Consider the following 21,436-nt stretch of genomic DNA (forward strand, 5'->3'; position numbering starts at 1 on the left):
TAGATAGATGCGTTATAAAAAAATATTTTGTTTTAAAAAAAATGTTTGTAATCAATAGTTGGCAAAATTGTTGTTCAATATCCAAAAACCATTGATTTAAAAGGATTATAGATAAATAGACATACTAGATTTTCTCATCTTCAAGCCAAACTATTTGCCTAATGGTATTTTTTGAAACAGTTGCCCAAAGTGAATGTTAGGATAATGATTATCGTTTACTTGAAAATAATTTAGCGATCACAAATAAAAACTTGCTGAAAAATAGTGTATATTACTTTCATTAATGCAAATCATTTTTAATAATCTGCTAATTTCATAAATTCCAGCGCAGCAGAAATTGTGAGGTGTGAGTAAAAAATGAAATTGGAAGAATTACTGAAAAGCCTGTTGCTCATAGGCTCACTTGTCATGTTGCTAATAACTCCTGCTCAAGGTGAAGACGTACAAGTAAAACGAAAACAATATTCTGCTAGGTCAACGAGTACAAAGCCAAATGAAGATAGGGTAATACCCTCGCCGACTTCAGCACAGCCATTGAAAGCAATTACAAATATTCCCCAAATAAGTGACATTCAGCATCCGTCAACAAGTGCAAATATTTTGGTGCAATCACCCACTCCCAGCGAGTCGAATGCTAGAGAAGTCGTGCTAGTGACGGGAGTCAAGATTACTCCCACAAATCAAGGAATAGAGGTAATTTTAGAGACTAGCAAAGGCTCTCAGTTACAGGTAGTGCCAAAGCAAGACGGTAACACCTATATTGCTGATATTCCTAACGCTCAATTGAGTTTATCTAGTGGTAATACATTTCGCCAAGAAAAACCAGTTGTAGGAATTACTACAGTCACAGCAACTAACATTGATACCAATACTATTCGAGTAACTGTGACAGGAGAGGCGGGAGTACCAAAAGCTGAACTATTTGATAGTAATGAGGGTTTGATTTTTGGACTAGTAACTACTACCATCACACCACGACAGCAGCAACCGCAGACGGAACAAAAACCTGAACAACAGCAGCCGAGGAGTGACACTCAGCCAGAACAACCATCTAATCAAGCTGAGGAGCCAATTGAACTTTTTGTTACAGCCGAAAAACGGGAAGAAAACGTTCAAAATGTCCCTATAAGTATTACAGTTTTACCCGAACAAGAACTTGAAGATACTGGTATTAATTCCTTTAGTGGGATTGCTGCCAATACTCCAAATTTTTCTATTAATTCGATAGGAAGTTACTTCAATAACTACAGTATTCGTGGCTTGGGTAACTCTAACTTCTTATCTAGAGATGCTGTTGGCTTCTTTGTGGATGATGTTCCCTATGATTATGGCAGTTTCTTAAATATTGACTTACTAGATTTAGAACGGGTTGAAGTCTTACGAGGCCCGCAAAGTACCCTCTATGGTAGAAATGCACAAGCTGGAGTCGTTAACATCATCACCCGAAAACCCAGCAATGTTGATGAATTAAAAACTAGAATCAGCTATGGTAGTTATGAAAGTCTGAACACTCAAATTAGTGCTAGTGGACCTCTCATTGACGATCAGCTATTTTTCCGTCTATCAGGAGGCTATTCATCACGAGAAGGCTATGTAGAAAATACTTTTTTAAACAAAGATTTTGGTGGACAGTCAGCAGGTTCAGGTCGCGCTCAATTGCTTTGGACTCCCTCGAAAGATTGGGAAGTGTCTTTTAATGCCTCTTTCGACGCTCGTAATGATGATGCACCAGCACTACTTTTGCGAAGTCAGTCAGATATTTACAATACACAGCAAGATTATGATGGTTTTAATCAGCTTTTTTCTAACACTCAATCGCTAAAAATCTCTTATAACAATCCCAGATTTCGTGTTACTTCGATTACATCTAGGCGCTTCTCTGACCAAGAAACAAGATACGACATTGACTCTACTACTACTGATGTTGGTATTGCGGTATCTGCATTTGACTCAACTGTATTTAGTCAAGAACTGCGCCTCCAATCTCCTCAAGATCAGAGTAAATTTCAGTGGTTAATCGGCGGCTATTTTGAATCAAGAGATTTTAATGCCAATGGAGAAGGTTTCATTATCGGTGTTGATGGCGCACCACTATTTGGTAGTCCTCTAGGAAGAGACCAAACAAATGCTAATACTGATCAAAAAACCTATGCTATTTTTGGTCAAACAACTTATCAACTGACTGAAGCACTATCTCTGACTGCTGGTTTGCGATATGAATCTGTTGATAGCCAAGTAAAAAACCGTCAGCGAGTTTTTGTGTTAACTGATGGCTCTGGTTCTTCTACCATTCTTTCACCTCTAGATAAGGTCGAACAAAATAGTGAAGAATTATTACCTCGTGTTGCTCTGGAATATCGTTTCAACCCTAACTTCATGCTATATAGCAGTATTGCTAAAGGTTATAAACCTAGTGGGGTGAATTATCGCGCTGAAAATGATCAAACTCTGAGATATAAGACTGAAACATCATGGAATTATGAAGTTGGCCTCAAGACTTCTTGGTTTGATAACAAATTAATAGCTAATCTAGCATTATTTCACACTGATGTGGGTGGTTATCAAGTAGCTTTAGCGGATGAAGTAGGCATAACTCGCAACATTGCTAATGCTGAAGTGAGCATCAATGGTTTAGAGTTAGAAATGAGGGCAACTCCAATCAATGGATTTGATATTATTGCTGGATTAGGTTTGGTTGATGCTGAGTTTACTAACTATACTAATCCCTTTAATGGTCAAAGCTTTAATAACAATCAAGTACCCTTTTCCCCTAATTTAACCTATAACTTAGCCCTACAATATCGTAGTCCCATAGGTTTATTAGGGCGGCTTGAAGTTCAGGGAGTGGGAACAACTTATTTTGATGATGGCAACAGGCTTAGACAAGATCCTTATGCAGTGGTCAATGCTCGTCTAGGTTATGAATCGAAAAACTATGGCATCTATTTATTTGCTAACAATCTCTTGAGTACTGAGTATGTCACAAACGGTTATGAGTTTATTGGACAACCAATAGTTGCTTACGGCGCTCCTGCCGTTTTTGGGTTGCAATTCAAAACACAATTCTAAATTTAATCATGAGGTAAGTTATGGAACAACTAACTGGCGTTTCCGAAACCCTATTAATTCCTCTCTACGCTAAATTTTTAGAAACGCAAAGAGAAGATGGAATCATCAAAGATGAAAAAAGTTCAGAAATTATTAACCAATTAAACCTTGACCTGAAAAAATTTTCTCAAGGATTTTGGTCAACTCAAATAAGCTGTGCTGTTAGAACCGAAATTCTTGATCAGGCTGTTGACGAATTTTTAGCAAAAAATCCGGAAGCAGTGGTTGTAAATTTAGGTGCAGGTTTATGTACCAGATTTTCTCGTTTAAATAACAATGTTATTAGGTGGTTTGAGCTAGATTTGCCCCAAGTAAAGCCAGTTTGGGAAATAGTTTTTGAAGAAACAGAGAGGCATAAATTTTTAGCTTATTCTGTTTTAGATTTTTCTTGGATAAAAGAAATAAAACCATTTGTTAAATCACCTATTCTGTTTATTGCTGAAGGTTTACTGATGTATTTGTCAGAAGAAGAGGTGAAGCGTCTATTTAGAGAAATTAATCAAAGTTTTCCCCAAGCAGAAATTTTGTTTGAAGCTCTCAGCCCAATTATTACTTCCAATTCTCAACGTCATGCAGCAGTATCAAAAACTGATGCAGTATTTCAATGGGGTATTCAAACGGGTAAAGAATTAGAAACTTGGGATAAAAATATCCAGTTTATTCAGGAGTGGTACTACGTTGATAGGCATAGTAGTCGGTGGCGTTGGTTACAGTTATTTAAATATGTTCCTTTCTTACGAAAATCAATGAAAATAATTCGGATTAGCTTTAGAGCAGCTTAATTAAGAAATAATGAGCAAGATAAATCTAAGTAAATTTTTTCTGCTGGGCTGTTTGTATGTATCTCAATACATACCATTTGCCTTTTTTTATCAAGCATTACCTGTGTTTTGGCGTCAACATGGGATGTCTTTAGAAGCCATTGGTTTGCTTTCCTTAATTTCCCTACCTTGGATGCTGAAATTTTTATGGTCACCTCTGATAGATCGCTATAGCTTTACTACTTTAGGACATTACCGTTTTTGGATTATTTGCTGCCAAAGTTTCTTGACTTTAACCTTAGTAGTTTGTGCATTTCTTGACATTCAACAAAATTTAGTTGTGATATTAACTTGTTTATTTTTGATGTGCTTTTTGGCTGCTACCCAAGATATTGCCACAGATGCGCTTGCTATTGGTCTGCTTAATCGCAACGAAAGAGGTTTAGGTAATGGGGTACAAAGTGCAGGCAATTACTTAGGTGCGATTCTTGGCGGCGGGGGAATGCTAATTGCACTGAATCGATGGGGATGGACAGCCAGCTTACTGACTTTAGCTTTGTGTGTTTTACTGGCTTTGATTCCAGTTTTACGACACAAAGAGCGAAAGATAACTCGCTCAACTGCGAAAAAGCCGAATTTTATGGCTTTAGTAAATTTTTGCCATCGTCCAGGGATGGGACATTGGCTGTTAATTTTGATACTTTACATGGCAGCGACAACAATGGCAAACACGATGTTTCGACCACTGTTAGTTGATCTTGGGCTATCGTTAGCAGATATTGGCTTACTCACGGGAATTGTTGGCTTTAGCGCAAGTATGTTAGGTGCATTAATCGCTGGGGTTTTGATTACACCGTTAGGACGAAAGCGATCACTAATCTTATTTGGTATTTTACAGGCAGTTGCGATCGCTACATACATTTTACCTGCTATTGGTGTCAAGAATTTGTCAATACTTTACCTAGTCTGTATTGCTGTGCAAATTACTATGAGCATGGCTTACACAATTCAGTTCACAATCATGATGGATAAGAGTGAGCTTTCTACTGCTGCTACAGACTACACACTCCAGACTTCGATTCTTTACTTTGGCGGGATTATTGCTAGTATACTCAGTGGTTTTATCACCAAAGTATTAGGGTATACGGGATTATTTGCATTTTGTATTTTTATTGGTTTGGTGAGTGTAACCGTGATTGCCAGAATTTTTGATGACACTCAACAGGTAGCACCTCTAACAAGTTCTAGCAGCAGATCGCTTTAAATCTGTTAAGAATAACTTTATCAGAATTGTGGAAATTGTTTTGAGCTTTATCAGAGGTAAAAGTGACTAGCACATCTCCAAATATATTACCATTATTAGCTCCTCAAAAAGGGAAATTAATTCTTTCCTGTATTGCGTCTATTATGGCGATCGCAATGGGATTGGTTCCCTTTATTCTCGTCTATTTAATTACCATATCACTATTCAATCCACCCATTGATCCAGCCTATATCTGGAAATTAGTGATTGTTAGCTTTGTTGTGATTGTTAGCAAGTGGATTTTTTTAGCAATTTCTGGCTTTCTTTCCCACACTGCTGCATATAACATTCTCTATGACATCAGGGTTAAACTAGCAGAAAAGTTTGGCACTTTACCCTTAGGTTATTTTAATTACAACTCCAGTGGTGTGCTGAAAAAAGTGATGAATGAAGATGTGGAATATCTCGAACTTTTCATTGCTCATGGTATTCCAGAGATAGTTGGTACTGTTGCTACTTTAATTTTCACAACTGCATATTTATTTACAGTCGATTGGCGGATGACTTTAGCCAGCCTCATCGGTATTTTATTGGCTATTCTAGCTCAAATTTTAATGTTTCGTGATATACAGCCGTTACTCAAAGGCTACTACGAAGCGATGAACCAGATGAATGAGACAATTATAGAATATGTCCAAGGAATGGCTGTAATTAAAGCTTTTACACAGACAACAGAATCCTTTACTCAATATCAAAAGTCAGTCATTAACTATCAAAATTATGAAGAAAAATGGGCTTTACAAACACTCCTTCCTTGGACACTTTTTGTAGTTAGTCTCAGTGCTAATATTATTGTGATTCTGCCAGTAGGAGGCTGGTTATTACTTAATAATAGCCTTTCTATTCCCACTTTAATTTTATTTTTGCTCTTAGGACTAGGCATTTGCACTCCCTTGTTTAGATTTTTACAATCAGCAGAGATTATGGTGCAAACTCAAGAGGGTGTTAAGCGGCTCCAAGAGATTATGAATGAACCACCAATCTTGGAATCAGATCAAGCAATTAATCCCTCTGATTTAACTATAAAATTTAAAAATGTTTATTTCTCTTATCAAGAGAAAGAAGTGCTACACGGAATTAGCTTTACGATTCCAGCCAACAGTATTACAGCATTAGTGGGACCTTCTGGTTCAGGAAAAACAACAATTGCGCGGTTAATTACCCGTTTTTGGGATGTTACTCAAGGAGAAATTTGTCTCGGTGGCATCAATATCAAAGACCTGAAAACAGAAGTCCTTATGTCTAAAATTGCTTTTGTCTTTCAGGAAGTTTTGCTGTTCAATGATACTATCCAGGAAAATGTGCGAATGGGAAACCCCAATGCTTCTGAGCAGGATGTGATAGCGGCAGCAAATTTTGCTAATTGCCATGAGTTCATCGAGGCATTACCTAATAATTATCAAACTGTTGTTGGTGAAAGGGGAGTGAAATTGAGTGGTGGACAAAAGCAGAGAATTTCTATTGCTAGAGCAATTTTGAAAGATGCTCCAATAATTATTTTAGATGAAGCTACAGCTTTTATAGACCCAGAAAATGAAGCACAAATTCAACAGGCGATTTCTACCTTAATCAAACAAAAAACGTTGCTAATTATTGCTCATCGGTTATCAACGATCGCCGAAGCAGATCAGATTATTGTCGTAGATGAAGGTCAAATTGTTGGTCAAGGAAAACATGAAGAGTTACTAACACAAAATGATCTATACCGTAAGATGTGGGATGCTCATGTTGCGGCACGAGAATGGAGTTTTGATATCAAAATATAAAACAATGATTAAATATTTATTCTTAATTGCTGGGAAAAGAAAACAACAGTTTATTCAAGGAACTGTTTTATATGTTATCGCCTCACTTTTTGCTGCCATCCCTTACGTGTTTCTCTATTTGATTCTCAAGGAACTATTTGAACAATCTTTAAATTTAGAGAAAATCATTATTTTCACTATTCTAATTGCAAGCTGTCTTTTTTTACAAGGCATTACCTTATACTGGGCAAACTCAATCAACTATCCAACTAGCTACCGCTTGATTGGCGATTTACGTTTGTGTTTAGGTAATCATATCCGCCAGTTACCAATGGGGTTCTTTGTACAGAGACAAATCGGAGATATCAACGCTATTGTTAACCAGGATATGCAAAATATTGAATCAATTCCTTCTAAAGTATATCCCAAAATAGTAAGTGCGATCGCTGTCCCTACTTTTATCGCTACTTTTCTCTTTTTTATAAATTGGCGTATGGCTTTAGCCACCTTGCCTGGGCTACCTTTGGCATTGTCGATTTTTACCAACAGCCAAAAGCTGATGAAAAAACTTACTAATGACCAAAAACGTGCTCAGGTAGAAGCCAACTCCCGAATTATTGAGTATATTCAAGGGCTTGGAATCATCAAGGCTTTCAATCAAACTGGTACACGTTTTAGCAAGTTGCAAGAAGCACTGAATGATTATAAACAAACAAATTTGGCTTTAGTAGGGAAGCTGATAATTCCCACTGTTGCTTTCGCTGGAAGTCTCGATTTAGGATTTGTGATTATTCTCTCAGTTGGCATCTATGGACTGTTAGGCGGTCAACTCAATGTTCCTACCTTTTTATTATTTTTGGTTTTGGGTTTGCGTTTTTATGCACCCATATATGAGTTGCTAGAGCTTTCTGCCATAATGCGGTTGATGGATGCGGCTTTAGAACGAGTCAAAAATGTTCTGAATACAAAATTACTACCTCAATCTCATCAAGAAAAACAGATTAGCCAATTTGATATCGAATTCCGAAATGTGTGTTTTAGCTATGAACAAAAACCTGTTCTTCAAAATGTTAGCTTTAAAATTCCTGAGAAAACTATTACTGCTTTAGTTGGGCCTTCTGGAGCTGGTAAAACTACGATTGCAAACTTGATTAGTCGATTCTGGGATGTTGACAATGGTGAAGTTTTGCTGGGGGGAGTAAATATCAAAGATTTGCAAACAGACCAGCTTTTATCCTACATCAGTATGGTCTTCCAGGACGTATATTTATTTAATAATACTATTGCCAACAATATTAATATAGGCAATAAGAATGCCACTCTAGAAGAAATCATAACGGCAGCCAAAGCTGCTCAATGCCATGATTTTATTGAGCAGTTGCCCAATGCTTATGACACTTACTTAGGAGAAGGTGGAGCGACTCTTTCAGTAGGTCAAAAGCAGCGAATTGCAATTGCTCGTGCTTTTTTGAAAAATGCTCCAATTGTAATTTTGGATGAAGCCACTGCATCGGTAGATCCAGAAAATCAAATTTTAATTCAACAAGCAATTGACTCACTGGTTGCATCCAAAACACTAGTAATCATTGCTCACCAACTTTCAACCATTATTTCAGCAGATCAGATTTTGGTACTTGACCAATGTCAGTTAATAGAGCAAGGTCAACATAATCAACTGCTTGCTTTAGGCGGACTTTACTATCGATTTTGGCAAAAACAACAAAAAACTAGTAGCTGGAAGTTGAACAGATCAGACTTTTAGAATAAAAGCTTAGTAAAATAATTGCAATTTAATCACTATGAACTTATCATCTGTTAGTCAAAACTTGTTATTGGCATTGTTTGGAACTTTGAGCATAACTTTAGGTGTAGCAAGTTCTACTACCGCTGCTCAATTTAGTGATACTCCTTTATTTAAAGAGGTCAATAGCTACGAAACAAAAATTAATGGTGATTTTGCTGATGTTTACTTTCCTGTAACAGAACCGCAGAAAAATACCGAAACTTTTCCTATTGCTCTGTTTCTGCAAGGTGCACTTGTAGATAAATCTAATTACTCTAAGTTTGCTAGTATAGTCACAAGTTATGGATTTATAGTAGTCGTACCCAATCACTTTAATCAAAATTTTGTTCCTCCAGGGTTTCCCCAAGGTTTTTACTCTGAAGAGGAAGAAGTTAACCAAGTTATTGACTATATAAAGAGTGAAAAATCGAATTATAATTCCCCAATTCATGAAATTATAGATATCGATAAGTTAGTATTACTTGGACATTCATATGGAGGAATTGTGGGACTAAATGCCATTGAGGGAAACTGTATATATCCTTATTGTATCGGTGAGTTTACTCGACCTCAAGAACTTGTAGGAGGAGCTTTTTATGGTAGTGACTTCAATCAATTAGGTATATTTGAACAAACTCCGCCCATTAATAATGATGGTATTCCTATTGCTTTATTAGCTGGTACTTTGGATGGATTAGCTAGCTTTAACGGAATCAAGACAACCTATGAGCAACTTCAGACTCCGCCAAAATATTTGCTCGGTATTATTGGTGCTAACCACTACAGTATTACAAATACTAATAATCCCTTTCCAATTCCTGATTCCACAATTCCAAGCATTGACCAAAATGTAGGAATAGAAACAATTGCCAGATGGAGTTCTCTTTTTTTAAAAGCAACTGTCCTCAATGATCAAAATGCTTTGAACTATGTATATAACCTGGAATATCCACTGGATATAAATGTTAACGTGATTAGCCAATTGAGATATGTTCCTGAACCTAATTCAATATTGAGTTTATTATGTTTTAGTACTTTTGGTACAACTTTATGGTTATGGCGCAAGATTAATTGTGTAACAAAGGGCAATAAATTCAGTAGACCAAAAAGTTTGGCAATCATTCTGAGAAACAGACTCAAATTCAAATTTTTTTTCTTTTAATCCTTTTATTCAGAATACTCGGAAAGTAACAGAAGAAGGGTAAAGATGAGCTTCGTGATCCTCAAAACGGATGAGCGAACAAATCAAATCTTGAAATGTAGTACCGCTTCTAATTAGTCCCCAGTTAGCAAGTTAGCTCAATGGCAATCCCTATTTTACTTCAACTATCTTGGCGTATTTGATTTAATGGAGAATGATGTATTTCATAAAAAATCTACCTTTTTAATTCAATTTACCATTGACCTTTATTCTGGTATTGGTGGCTTCACCCTCGGTTATAAGATTAGCGGTGGTTTTGAAACTGTGGCATTTTGCGAAATCAACTCTTACTGTCAACAAGTTCTAAATCTACGCTTCCCACAAATTCCAATTATCCCAGACATCCATGACATTACAATTGAGTCTCTTGCAAGAATCGGAGTTGGAGAAGTTGACGGCATCATCGCCGGACTCCTCTCTCTGCCCTCCCTTCAGCCTCGCCGGAAAACGCCTTGCATCCAAAGACTCGCGCAACCTGTTCGGGGAATTCTTTAGAATCGCCGGGAATACGAAATGACAGGCGGAGTACGCAAAAGCGATGCCTGCGGCGGGCTACGCCTACGCATTCGTAAAGCCACTATCACTCGGTTAAAATCGACCGCAGACTCAAAAGCAGCTTCTACACAGACAGCGTAACAAGCAACAAATCGGCATCATTCACGGTGAATGATGCCGATTTGTTGCGTGGACGTAGCCCGTCGTAGACATCGCATAATTGCACCTTAGTAGTTAGGCTGACCAGCAAACAGAATGCGTAGGCGTAGCCCGTCGTAGACATTGCTGTTGACTATATGCGGGTACAAATTCTAATACAAAATTAGGAATGCTTCAGTCAATACCTGCTACTGAGAAATTTCTACTGGCAACTGCTGTTCTCGTTTTTCATTTTACCAATATTACGCTTGAGAATGCGGATTGGTATCACTCTATAAGCTCGCCCATATTAAAGTCTATTCTTACCCAACCTTTGAGTCTTCGTAAATTATCAAGAATGAGTAAGGGAATCTGCCAGTGATGTACTATCAGGAAGGGTAAGGGATCGCTCACTTCAAAAACTGCTTCTTTCCCCCGCCTGATGTTTCTTACCCAGGTTTGCAGTTGCTTAAACGATCTAATCTCATTCAGCCGCCAAACTTCGTGGTACAGCCAATAGGTTGGCTTACTATCAGGAAGAGGCTGCAAAGATTCAGCTAGAGGCTCTTTACCAAGATAGGCATCCGCTACTCCTGGATGATTGTAAAACATAGTAATGGCCGAGTGAGTCCGGGGATTACACTCAATTGCGTAAACAGTTCCGTCTTCTGCCTGGATGAAGTCAAAGGAAAGTTGCCCAGTTTTTCCCAGTTCTTTGGTAAAATGACTCGCCCATTGCATTATTTCTAACTGATCGACGTTTTCGTAGTTGACTTGAAAGGCGGATGACTCACAGCAGCAGTACATTCTTGATTCTCCATCTCGCGCCGTAGTATGAGTGCAGTATTCCTTTCCAGGAATGAATTCCTGCATAATCCAGGGATTCTCCTCACTGATGGGCAGACTATTGACAAATGCTGCTGTTTGTAATTCTGTATCGCAAGGTAGCTTGGTGAGATTCAAGCGACGTATTTGATCGTAGGGGATACTTTTAAGAATGTATTTGCGCTTCTCCTGAGAAAAGTCGAAGTTGAGGACTTGTTCGGGATCGGTAATTTTGAAGGATTTGGGGACAGATAAACCGAATGATCGCGCTGTTTCGGCAAAGGCAAACTTGTCATCCAAGAGCTTTGTTACATCAGCATCGAAGTGGAAAAACTCACAAAACTCTGGTAATGGAGGCTTGCCTCGATCGTAGTGGATGACAGAAAAAATCGCTACCGGAATAAAAAAGTCGATCTTTTCTTTTTTGGCGATCGCGTGTAGGGTTTTAACGTAGCCTTCTAAATCTTTGCTGGGATCGGGAACGGTATAAAAGCCTGCAACAGAGTTGGAATATTTATTACCACTTGACCAGAATTTCTCAATGTCAATTATAATAACCCGATGCCCTGCTGCATGAAATGAACGCGCTAGCTGAAGGGTTTTAGTCATTCTAGCGCCAGCAATCAAAATATTTTTGGAATTGGGGTTAACAACAGTTGACTTACTGAATGGTTGCTTAAGAAAGCTCCACAGTAGCGATGTTAAGACGACGATGCAGTTTAAGGGAAATGCGATCGCTAGTAATACAAGAGTGCCCAAGTTTTGGAACACTACAAAAATATGCTTTCTCATAATTATAATTGTGACATAATAGTGGAATTACTGGCTGGTGGATAGGAATAAGGTTAAAAAGACAAGCAGATACCGATCCTGCCATCGCTTCCATGCTTTCTACACTCGTATATATGCTCCTCAAGCCGTCTCAAACTTGCGCTGAACACTTGCTCAAACTCTGGAATAATCATTGACGATGGGATTGCAACAAGCGATCGTCTCTCCATTTTTGGCTCACTCCTTTGAGCGCAAGTTTACTTGTGCTTGAAGCAATGTGTCGTCCACCCAGATGAATTTATAATAGACAACAAATTGTCGTTTTCATTAATTCTCTAAAGTTCGCAATCAAGCAAAGTTATTTGCTTGCTATTACTTAGGGGTTGTAGAAATAGAGGTTTTATATTTTACGTCTTCTCCAAACTGTATGAGTTTCCCGATGCAAAAATCAACCCTCACCCAAGTTCTTAAGGAGCGCAAACTATCGAGTAACAGTAAAGGAATGTGCCAGTGATGTACCATTAAGAACGGTAGTGGGTCGTTAACTTCAAATATTGCATCTTTTCCTCGCCAAATATTTTTAAACCACTTTTGCAACTGCTTTAACGATCTAATTTCATTAAGTCTCCAAAGTTCGTGATAAAGCCAATAAGTAGGCTTACTATCACTCAGGGGTTGCAAAGGTTCAGCCGGAGGCTCTTGACTGAGATAGGCATCCGCCAAACCAGGATGGTTGTAATACATTGTAATTGCAGAGTGAGTGCGAGCATTGCACTCGATCACATAAATTGTCCCATCTTCTGCTTGAATGAAGTCAAAAGAAATTTGTCCAGTCAGTTGTAATTCTTTGACAAAATGACTCACCCACTCCTGAATTTCTGGGCAATCAACGTTTTCGTAATTGACTTGAAAAGCAGATGATTTGCAGCAACAGTGTACCGTTAATTCCCCATTTCTCACTGTACTGTGAGTACAGTATTCTGTTCCGGGAATAAACTCTTGCAATATCCACGGGTTATCTTGACTAATTGGCTTACTTTTAAGATGAAGCGCCGTTTTTTCGGGAGACTCCATTGGTAGCTTGGTCAGATCCAAGCGTAAAACAGAGTCATAGACAATACTTTTGAGAATATATTTGCGCTTTTCGTTGGCAAAGTCAAATTTCAGAACTTGTTCGGAATCTGTAATTAGAAAAGTTTTCGCGACAGATAGCGAGAGTGAAGCTGCTTTTTCTGCAAAGGTAAACTTGTTATCCAGCATCTTCATTGTATCAGCATCGAAGTGGAAATTCTCGCAATAGCCTGACAACACTGGTTTGCGCTGGGAGTCAAAGTAGCTGGCTGCAAAAATGCCTACCGGAACAAAAAAGTCTATATTTTCTTTTTTGGCGATCGCCCGTACAGCTTGAGTATAGCCTTCTAAGTCTTCTTGCGAGTCAGGAACTGTGTAAAAGCCAGCCACAGAGTTGGAAAATCGATAACCACTAAACCAGTATTGGTGGAGATCAAATAAAATAACTCGATGCCCAGCAGCGTGAAACGATCGCGCTAGCTGAAGGGTTTTGGTCATTCTACCACCACCGATTAAGATATTTTTCGGATTCTCGTTCAAAACCACTTGCTTGGCATCCGATCGGCTGAAAAAATTCCACAGCAACGATGCAAGTACGAGGGTGCAGTTAAAGGGAAATGCGATCGCTAGTAATGCAAGAGTGCCCAAGTTTTGGAATATTGCAAAAATCTGCTCTCTCATAGTTGTAATTGTGACATGATAGTGGAACCTTTAGCTGATGGCGAGTCAGAGGTTAAGAGAACAAGGTGAGGCGCGATCGCAAAACGTCAAATACTCAACTAGCTTCCAAGATGATTGTTGAAATAGCAAGCATCTTTATCAATCAAATACTCAATGACCAGTACCGAATCAGTAGATAAATTTAAATCTTTACTAGATAAGCTATTGAATCAAAGAAAGTTAATGATTAAGTGGCATCGCTAGATAAAAATAAAGGAAATAAGCAATATGTTGCAGTTCAAAGCTTATTAGCTTCTTCTAAGTTAGAAGAAAGCTAAAAAGGTGATTTACCCGACATCAGTTCATGCTCAACGCTTGATTAATCATCGTCATAAATAACTCATCTAAAGGAATTCCCATTTTGTTCGCCGTACAGGAAATCACTGCTTTGTGGTCAAAAATACAAAACAACCCAGCTTCTAAAAACCAAGGTTGTCCCTGTGGGTCGATTCGGAAGTCAAATAAACTATAATGGCGACAGCCCAAAGCCAAATGACACTTTTTAACTTCTTGCTGAACTTTTTGGGTGATCGGGTCATTAATATCTACAATCCAACCTGGGACATAATTTTTAGCAGTTGAAGCCAAGTCGCCTTCGATGGGTATTTTGAATTTGTCAGTATAGCTGCGGATTGGTCTGTTTTGAGAATCTATCTGATACTCTTCAAGGGGTAAACCGATTAACTCTCCATCTTTGACAATGATACCGCATCTGACTTCTCGACCGGGTTCAATGAATGTTTCTACAATCACCTCCGAAGCAAATTCAAATGCTTTCTTCAAGGCAGCCTCATACTCACTCTTTTCTTTGACTAAAGACACTCCTAAAGAGTTATCGGCATTTGCGGGTTTGATGACTACTGGAGGTGTAATTGTCGGAACGTCTCCTTGGCGGAGCAATTCTCCAAAAGGCACTTTCACTCCTGCTGCTGCGACAATTGCTTTAGTTTTGGCTTTGTCAGCCGTTAATGCCATGATATCCGCAGTATTACCTATGTAAGGAATCTTAAGCAGGTCGAATAGTGCCCGGTACTCAGTCATTCCAGGAAGACAAAACATTTGTGGCAACATAACGTCAATCTTTTGCGCCGTTATAAATTGTATGGCCTCTAACAGAGAAACCGGTTTAGCGACAGCAATATCTTCTTGACTTAGGGAGGATGGAAATCGCCATTGACCATCAGGTGTGATGTATGCAATCAGAAAGTCATACGATGGATTTGCTGTGGCTATTATACAGCTTTGAGCGTAATTACGTGACAATTCACAATAAAAATCATTGTATGCAGACCCAGCTAAATGAAGGATACGAAGTACTGGCATAATTCATCTTCTAGTTACTGTTATATTCTATATAACAACTGCAATTGTAAAAAATAACTTGAGGTGAGAAGATTTTGAAAACTGGATCGGAAACTTTAAAAACAAGAGTGATAGGTAAATTGCATCGCCATTTTACTATATAAATATACTTTTAAACTGAATAATCCTTAGTTGTTACTGGAGTTTAGACTGGTTATGAGTGCGAAACTGCTAAACAAATCAGATATAAAAGTTTGTTAATAATCAATAGTTAGCACATGCAACTATTAATTATTAATAAACTTCAGTGAGTATGGAATTTAGTCAAAGAATTTGCGTAGGCGTTGCTTGCGCGTCTTGTAGAGAAGTCCGTCGTAGACATCACCTTTCCATTGGAGGGAATTTTTAGACTGGTTTCAACAATAAAGAAAATCTTTTGCACTGTTGGTAGTTCGATAAAACGGTTCAAAAAAGCCAAAACCCTATTGTGGTAAGGGCAGGTGGAGGCAGCCCAGGCTTTGTTTACTGATTTTTTGGTAAGCAATTGCAGACAATGTAACAATAGCGATCGCAAGCCAATCCTTTTAGCCATACCCACCAGTGAACCCTCCTACCAATATCTCTGCACAAACTCAGAATCGCAAAGCCGATCATATTCGGATCTGTTTAGAAGAAGATGTTCAGTCTCATCAAATCACCAATGGACTGGAACGTTATCGCTTTATCCATTCTTGCTTACCCGAACTCAACCACGACGATATTGATATCAGTACAGCTTTTCTGGGGAAACACCTTGACGCACCCTTGTTAATTTCTTCCATGACTGGCGGAACAGAACAAGCCGCAATCATTAACCAACGTTTGGCCCAAGTCGCACAACACTACAAAATTGCAATGGGTGTCGGTTCCCAGCGAGTAGCGGTGGAAAAACCCCAGGTGGCTGATACTTTTGCTGTCCGCAAGTATGCACCCGATATTCTGCTATTTGCAAACTTGGGGGCTGTGCAACTTAACTACAAGTACGGCTTAGATGAATGTTTGCGGGTAGTTGATAATTTAGAAGCTGATGCCTTGATTTTACACATTAACCCTTTACAAGAGTGCATTCAACCCAAAGGTGATACAAATTTTCGGGGTTTACTTGACAAGATTTATACATTATGTTCAAAATTACCAGTACCAGTGATCGCAAAGGAAGTTGGTAATGGCATTTCAGCAGCGATCGCCAAAAAACTGATCGCCGCTGGAGTAGCAGCAATTGATGTGGCGGGTGCAGGGGGTACTTCTTGGGCAAAAGTAGAAAGTGAACGGGCCCAAAATCCCTTGCAACGTCGCTTAGGAATGACTTTTGCCGATTGGGGTTTACCGACAGCAGAGTGTATTACAACTATTAGAGCGATTGCTCTAGATGTGCCTTTAATTGCTTCAGGAGGTTTGCGTCATGGATTGGATGTCGCCGCAGCGATCGCCTTGGGAGCAGATATAGCTGGTTTAGCAATGCCTTTCTTGCAAGCAGCAGCAACATCAGAGACAGCAGTAGCCGAACTAGCTGAAGTATTAATTGCCGAAATCACCACAGTCTTATTCTGCACTGGCAATGCTACCTTGTATCAGTTAAAGCACTCTGGCAGTTTACAGCGCATAGAATAAGTAAATAGGTCATTTGTCATTTGTCATTTGTAAATGCCCAATGCCCAATGCCCAATGCCCAATCACCAATGACCAATGACTAATGACCAATGACTAACTTTATCAAACAAACTTTTGCTAGTTTAGTCGGCACTTTACTAGGACTAATTATTTTCGCTGGTCTAGGAACTACTGGACTATTCTTGCTGATATTAGCTGCTAGCTCCTCTAAAGATACTGGGCCTTATGTGAAAGATAAGTCAGTGTTGGTTTTTGACTTGTCAATGAAAATTACTGATAGCGAACCTAGTTCAGGGGAACTGTTTCAAAACACAATATCAGGTGTGGATGAAGATCAGATGGCACTCCGCAAAGTTGTGGAAACCTTGGAAAAAGCGCGGCGCGATCCACGAATTGTTGGGATCTACTTGGATGCAACAAGTGCAAGCCAAGCTGGTAACGTCGGCTATGCCTCTTTAAAAGAAATTCGGAAAGCACTGGAGGAGTTTCGCGCTGCGGGGAAAAAAATTGTGGCTTATGGCAGTGATTGGAGTAAAAAGGAATACTACCTTAGTTCAGTGGCAGATTCCATTGTACTTAACCCTCTGGGAATGATGGAAATCAACGGTTTGAGTTCACAACCAATGTTTTTAGCAGGAGGATTGCAGAAATATGGTATTGGTGTTCAAGTCGTGCGAGTCGGGAAATTTAAAGGAGCAGTTGAACCGTTTATTCTCACAAAATTGAGTCCAGAAAACCGCGAACAAACTCAGAAATTGTTGGATGATGTTTGGGGAGAGTGGCGCACTGCTGTAGGCGCCACTCGGAAAATTGCACCCGATAAATTGCAAGCGATCGCAGATAATCAAGCCTTACTAGAAGCCACACAAGCCAAAACTAGCGGTTTAATCGATCGAGTACAATACTCTGATGAAGTTATCGCTGACCTGAAAAAGTTGACAAATAGTGATAAAGAAGACAAAACATTCCGACAAATTAGCCTGAATAACTACGCACAAGTTTCAGGTAAATCTTTGGGTGTAGAACGTAACTCCAAAAATCAAATAGCTGTTGTTTATGCTGAAGGCGAGATTGTCGAAGGTAAAGGAGAAGATGGGCAAGTAGGAGGCGATCGCTTTGCCAAAATCTTCAACAAGCTGCGACAAGATAAAGATGTCAAGGCTGTGGTATTACGAATTAATAGTCCTGGTGGTAGCGCTACCGCAGCCGAAGTCATGCAGCGAGAAGTGAAATTAACTCGTCAGGTAAAACCAGTTGTAGTATCAATGGGTGATGTTGCCGCCTCTGGTGGTTATTGGATTGCTAGCGACTCTAATCGCATTTTTGCAGAACCAAATACCATTACAGGTTCTATAGGGGTATTTGGGTTACTATTCAATGGGGAAAAGCTGGCCAGTAATAATGGGATTACTTGGGATTCAGTGAAAACCGCACGCTATGCTGACACTCATACAGTTTCGCGTCCGAAATCGCCTCAAGAGTTGGAAATTTATCAGCGCAGTGTTAACCGTATTTATAAAATGTTTCTGAATAAAGTTTCTCAAGGTCGCAAACTCCCAGAACAAAAAGTAGCAGAAATTGCCCAAGGAAGGGTTTGGTCGGGTGAGGCGGCTAAAGAAATTGGTTTGGTGGATGAAATTGGTGGTTTGAATACTGCGATCGCATACACTGCCAAGCAGGCGAAACTAGGAGAAGACTGGGAAGTGCAAGAATATCCTCGCACTAGCAGTTTCAGAGAACGCTTTTTTGGGCGTGCAACAGAAGAGGTGCGGAATGCTTTCGGGATTGAAGGGACGCAACTCAAATCAGCCAATCCCCTCACCACCGAATTCCAAAAATTGCAACAGGAAGTAGAGATTCTGCAAAAGATGAACGATCCGCAAGGAGTTTACGCCCGCTTGCCTTTCAACTTGAAGATTGAGTAATTTTTTGTAGGGGTAACTCATGAATTGCCCCTACATTTTGTACTTGATACGATTAATTTTGCTCTAAAGATTAATGTTATAACCAGTGCTTTGGATACGTCCTTTCTGCTGCTAAATTATTAAAGATCACAGCGCATAGCACTAGAATCATCGATCCCTCAAAGGCAGGTGTTAGCAGAAATTGCCAGTCCGGTTTCGTCATTATAACGACTAATGCAACAGCACCTGAAGGTGGGTGTACAGTTCCAGTAAACTGCATAATTGCGATCGCACTAGAAACAGCCATTCCCATTGCCAAGGGAGAGGAACCGAAAAAATGCAGAATTATCAGACTCACTATAGCAGCTAAAAGATTACCCCCAATGACATTACGAGGTTGAGCCAAAGGACTGTCAGGGACACCAAAGATCAAGACACTTGTAGCACCAAAAGGAGCCATCAGCAAAGGAGAATTCGTTTTGACAGCAAGGTAGGACGTTGCTGTGATGGCTAAAAAACTACCGATCCAACTCCAAAAAACATGCCGATGATGAGGTGTTTCCATTGGACAGGTTAGCGGACACGAGCGCCATCTACCAAAGGTTTTAAACCAATAATTTTGCCACTTCAACCGAACTTTTTTACTATCGATCATGAATCAACCACTCGATACTCATGACTCCTTGAATTGACTGAGCAAGGCTTTGCTTAAGTTACAATAACATGACATTTACGAAAAAATCTCTAAAAAGTATCTAAATACACAGATTTTTTTGTTTTATTGGAGTTTTGCCTAAATAGGCTAATTTGAATAGCGACGCGACTGATGAGTTGGCCTTGCCAAGGTCGTAATCAGGAGAACGCTTTTTTGGGCGGACAACACAAGAAGCGCGGACTGCTTTCAGAATTGAGGGGACGCAACTCAAATCAGCCAATCTCCTCGCCGCTGAATTTCAGAAATTGCAACAGGAAGTAGAGATTCTGCAAAAGATGAACGATCCATAGGGGGTCTACGCCCGCTTGCCTTTCAATTTGAAGATTAAGTACATATTTTTTGAGCATCAGTGGGCAACAACTCACCGAATACTACGTCAAACTAGTTTTGAGGATTTGTAGTAAGGATTTTAGTCCTTGTTTTCTCAGAGCTAAAGTCCTTGCTACAAAATTGTGTACATATGAATTTAAAAATAAATTACTAGGACGAAGCGCATGAGTTTACCTCGCCAGCGATAAACCAGCTGACATTTGCTGCCTGGATGTGTAAAGTAGTTTAAAGTCAACTACAATTTCCAACCTTTGACAGAATTTTAGATTTGGAATTTTGCTGAAGCAGTCCAGTTAAACGGTGGCTTAAGTATGAAAACAATCTAAAATTTTTTATCTAGATCTAACGTATATTTACATACCGAGCCCTTTTAAAGTATAAAATACGAAATTGAGTAAAACATCCATCTATGGCTAGAAAAACACAACGCCTTTTGCTGCTAATTATTTCTTGTAGTATCACTGGTGTAATTTTAGGAGGTACTGCTGGTTGGGCAGAAAGTAGTCTCTGCTTGGAAGACAGTAAGGTTACAAGTGAGTGTCTAACCCAAGATCCATTCCAAAAAACTATCCAAGGAATGAGTACTGGATTGTTAGCTGGGGCTGGGGCTGCTTTTGGTGCAGTCTGGCAGTTACGGAATGAAGATTGAGCATGAACTACCACTAACCCGAAACTTCGGGTTAGATTAGGTTTCTGTACTAGTTAGCCAGTGCCTACACTTTGAGGAGCAATCATCTTGATTTATATGGCTTTGGAAGAATACCGATCTATTAATGCACGAGCAAATTTCTGGTGTTGTTCAGCTAGATATTGAAAAGAGATGAACTGAGCATTGCCCATGAAGCGGTACACCCAGCGATAAAACTTCTCCAGCGAGTGCCCAGGAAGTTTAACAATGTAATCTACGTAAGTAGGTTTGTCATCTTTCCCCTTTGTATTAGCCTGTAATTTCCAAAAAGTTTAAAACTTTTGCTAAGTATAGCTCCTAAAGATTTCACTCTATAGCCTCCAATACTGCCAAATATGTTGCGCTCTATCTGAACCTCTTTGTAAGATGCAGTTTAAATAGAGTTTTGGAGACAAAATAATATGCAGACCTGTCCTTCTTGCCAACATCCCTTACCCACCATTGGGTTTTACTGCTCAAACTGTCCTCTGCAAATTCGGTGTAAAAACTGCTGTGAAATACTATAACTCCCGGATTATGCTTATTTCGTTATGGGCGCTTTTATTACAAGTACTGGATACCAACAAAACTTGCCATAATGCTATGAGTAAAATAATTGGCGTTGCTGATTCCAAATATGAATTTACTTCACGCAGAGGCGCAGAGTCGCAGAGAGTAAGAGTTGAGAAGAGTTGATTTTTGAATTTCATATTCAAATTCAGCAACGCCCTTTATTGAAGATAAGTGGACTTGAAACAAAAACAGAACTGCCAACTCCGGTTGGTTGTTTCCCCAAGATATAGATAGCAGCTAGGGAAGCAATACTTCTTTGTTAAGCATTTTTATCGGACTTACGGACTGTACAAATTTATTATCTTGTGCATCAACGAAAATACGTCGTTTCAGGCTTTTATCAATCATCTTTTGATAAATAGCGATCGCCTAAC

General features: G+C 39.2%; 17 protein-coding genes. 11 read left to right on the plus strand and 6 right to left on the minus strand.

The features are described from left to right. Nucleotides 1-357 precede the first annotated feature (357 nt). The 8 genes from V7K89_RS09885 (at nucleotide 358) to V7K89_RS09920 (ending at nucleotide 10,537) form a co-directional block, all read left to right on the plus strand. Nucleotides 358-3,069 carry a TonB-dependent receptor domain-containing protein gene (locus tag V7K89_RS09885; RefSeq protein ID WP_335186635.1) on the plus strand — a complete coding sequence of 904 codons (2,712 nt, stop codon included), beginning with the start codon at nucleotides 358-360 and terminating at the stop codon, nucleotides 3,067-3,069. Nucleotides 3,070-3,089: 20 nt separating this feature from the next. Next, nucleotides 3,090-3,890, plus strand: a complete 801-nt coding sequence (locus V7K89_RS09890) for a class I SAM-dependent methyltransferase (RefSeq protein ID WP_335186637.1) — start codon at nucleotides 3,090-3,092, stop codon at nucleotides 3,888-3,890. Between the two features lie 10 nt (nucleotides 3,891-3,900). Then, the gene (locus V7K89_RS09895; protein ID WP_335186639.1) at nucleotides 3,901-5,133 is read left to right on the plus strand and encodes an MFS transporter; all 1,233 of its coding nucleotides are present in this window, start codon (nucleotides 3,901-3,903) and stop codon (nucleotides 5,131-5,133) included. A 62-nt stretch (nucleotides 5,134-5,195) separates the two neighbouring features. Beyond that, complete coding sequence (locus V7K89_RS09900) at nucleotides 5,196-6,938, plus strand: ABC transporter ATP-binding protein (RefSeq protein ID WP_335186641.1); 1,743 nt, start codon at nucleotides 5,196-5,198, stop codon at nucleotides 6,936-6,938. A gap of 4 nt (nucleotides 6,939-6,942) precedes the next feature. After that, nucleotides 6,943-8,679, plus strand: a complete 1,737-nt coding sequence (locus V7K89_RS09905; protein WP_335186643.1) for an ABC transporter ATP-binding protein — start codon at nucleotides 6,943-6,945, stop codon at nucleotides 8,677-8,679. A gap of 37 nt (nucleotides 8,680-8,716) precedes the next feature. Then, on the plus strand, nucleotides 8,717-9,862 hold the full coding sequence (locus V7K89_RS09910; protein WP_335186645.1) for an alpha/beta hydrolase family protein: 1,146 nt from the start codon (nucleotides 8,717-8,719) through the stop codon (nucleotides 9,860-9,862). A 186-nt stretch (nucleotides 9,863-10,048) separates the two neighbouring features. After that, nucleotides 10,049-10,396: a DNA cytosine methyltransferase gene (locus V7K89_RS09915; RefSeq protein ID WP_335186647.1), complete on the plus strand. Its 348-nt coding sequence runs from the start codon at nucleotides 10,049-10,051 to the stop codon at nucleotides 10,394-10,396. Nucleotides 10,397-10,414: 18 nt separating this feature from the next. After that, complete coding sequence (locus tag V7K89_RS09920; RefSeq protein WP_335186649.1) at nucleotides 10,415-10,537, plus strand: hypothetical protein; 123 nt, start codon at nucleotides 10,415-10,417, stop codon at nucleotides 10,535-10,537. Here the strand turns inward: V7K89_RS09920 and V7K89_RS09925 are convergent. From V7K89_RS09925 to V7K89_RS09945, 5 genes are all read right to left on the minus strand, one after another. Then, nucleotides 10,521-10,679, minus strand: coding sequence for a hypothetical protein (locus V7K89_RS09925; protein WP_335186651.1), 159 nt, complete (start codon nucleotides 10,677-10,679; stop codon nucleotides 10,521-10,523). The genes V7K89_RS09920 and V7K89_RS09925 overlap by 17 nt on opposite strands. A 143-nt stretch (nucleotides 10,680-10,822) precedes the next feature. Next, nucleotides 10,823-12,151, minus strand: coding sequence for an ATP-grasp domain-containing protein (locus V7K89_RS09930; protein WP_335186653.1), 1,329 nt, complete (start codon nucleotides 12,149-12,151; stop codon nucleotides 10,823-10,825). Nucleotides 12,152-12,502: 351 nt separating this feature from the next. Then, on the minus strand, nucleotides 12,503-13,882 hold the full coding sequence (locus tag V7K89_RS09935; protein WP_335186654.1) for an ATP-grasp domain-containing protein: 1,380 nt from the start codon (nucleotides 13,880-13,882) through the stop codon (nucleotides 12,503-12,505). A gap of 336 nt (nucleotides 13,883-14,218) precedes the next feature. Next, a complete protein-coding gene (locus tag V7K89_RS09940) occupies nucleotides 14,219-15,244 on the minus strand; it encodes a D-alanine--D-alanine ligase family protein (RefSeq protein ID WP_335186656.1) in 1,026 nt (341 codons plus the stop codon). Between the two features lie 283 nt (nucleotides 15,245-15,527). Then, complete coding sequence (locus V7K89_RS09945) at nucleotides 15,528-15,815, minus strand: hypothetical protein (protein WP_335186658.1); 288 nt, start codon at nucleotides 15,813-15,815, stop codon at nucleotides 15,528-15,530. A gap of 8 nt (nucleotides 15,816-15,823) precedes the next feature. Here V7K89_RS09945 and fni point away from each other — a divergent pair, with 8 nt between their 5' ends. Next, the gene (fni, locus tag V7K89_RS09950) at nucleotides 15,824-16,873 is read left to right on the plus strand and encodes a type 2 isopentenyl-diphosphate Delta-isomerase (protein WP_335186659.1); all 1,050 of its coding nucleotides are present in this window, start codon (nucleotides 15,824-15,826) and stop codon (nucleotides 16,871-16,873) included. Nucleotides 16,874-16,962: 89 nt separating this feature from the next. Further along, the gene (gene sppA, locus V7K89_RS09955) at nucleotides 16,963-18,798 is read left to right on the plus strand and encodes a signal peptide peptidase SppA (RefSeq protein WP_335186661.1); all 1,836 of its coding nucleotides are present in this window, start codon (nucleotides 16,963-16,965) and stop codon (nucleotides 18,796-18,798) included. Between the two features lie 76 nt (nucleotides 18,799-18,874). On the opposite strand, the gene V7K89_RS09960 is transcribed toward sppA, so the two are convergent. Then, nucleotides 18,875-19,432 (minus strand): HPP family protein, encoded by a 558-nt coding sequence (locus tag V7K89_RS09960; protein WP_335186662.1) that lies wholly within the window; start codon nucleotides 19,430-19,432, stop codon nucleotides 18,875-18,877. A gap of 799 nt (nucleotides 19,433-20,231) precedes the next feature. Here V7K89_RS09960 and V7K89_RS09965 point away from each other — a divergent pair. After that, a complete protein-coding gene (locus tag V7K89_RS09965) occupies nucleotides 20,232-20,471 on the plus strand; it encodes a hypothetical protein (RefSeq protein ID WP_334924310.1) in 240 nt (79 codons plus the stop codon). Nucleotides 20,472-21,436 lie beyond the last annotated feature (965 nt).

It is taken from the genome of Nostoc sp., from assembly GCF_036917515.1.
Lineage (GTDB): Bacteria > Cyanobacteriota > Cyanobacteriia > Cyanobacteriales > Nostocaceae > Nostoc.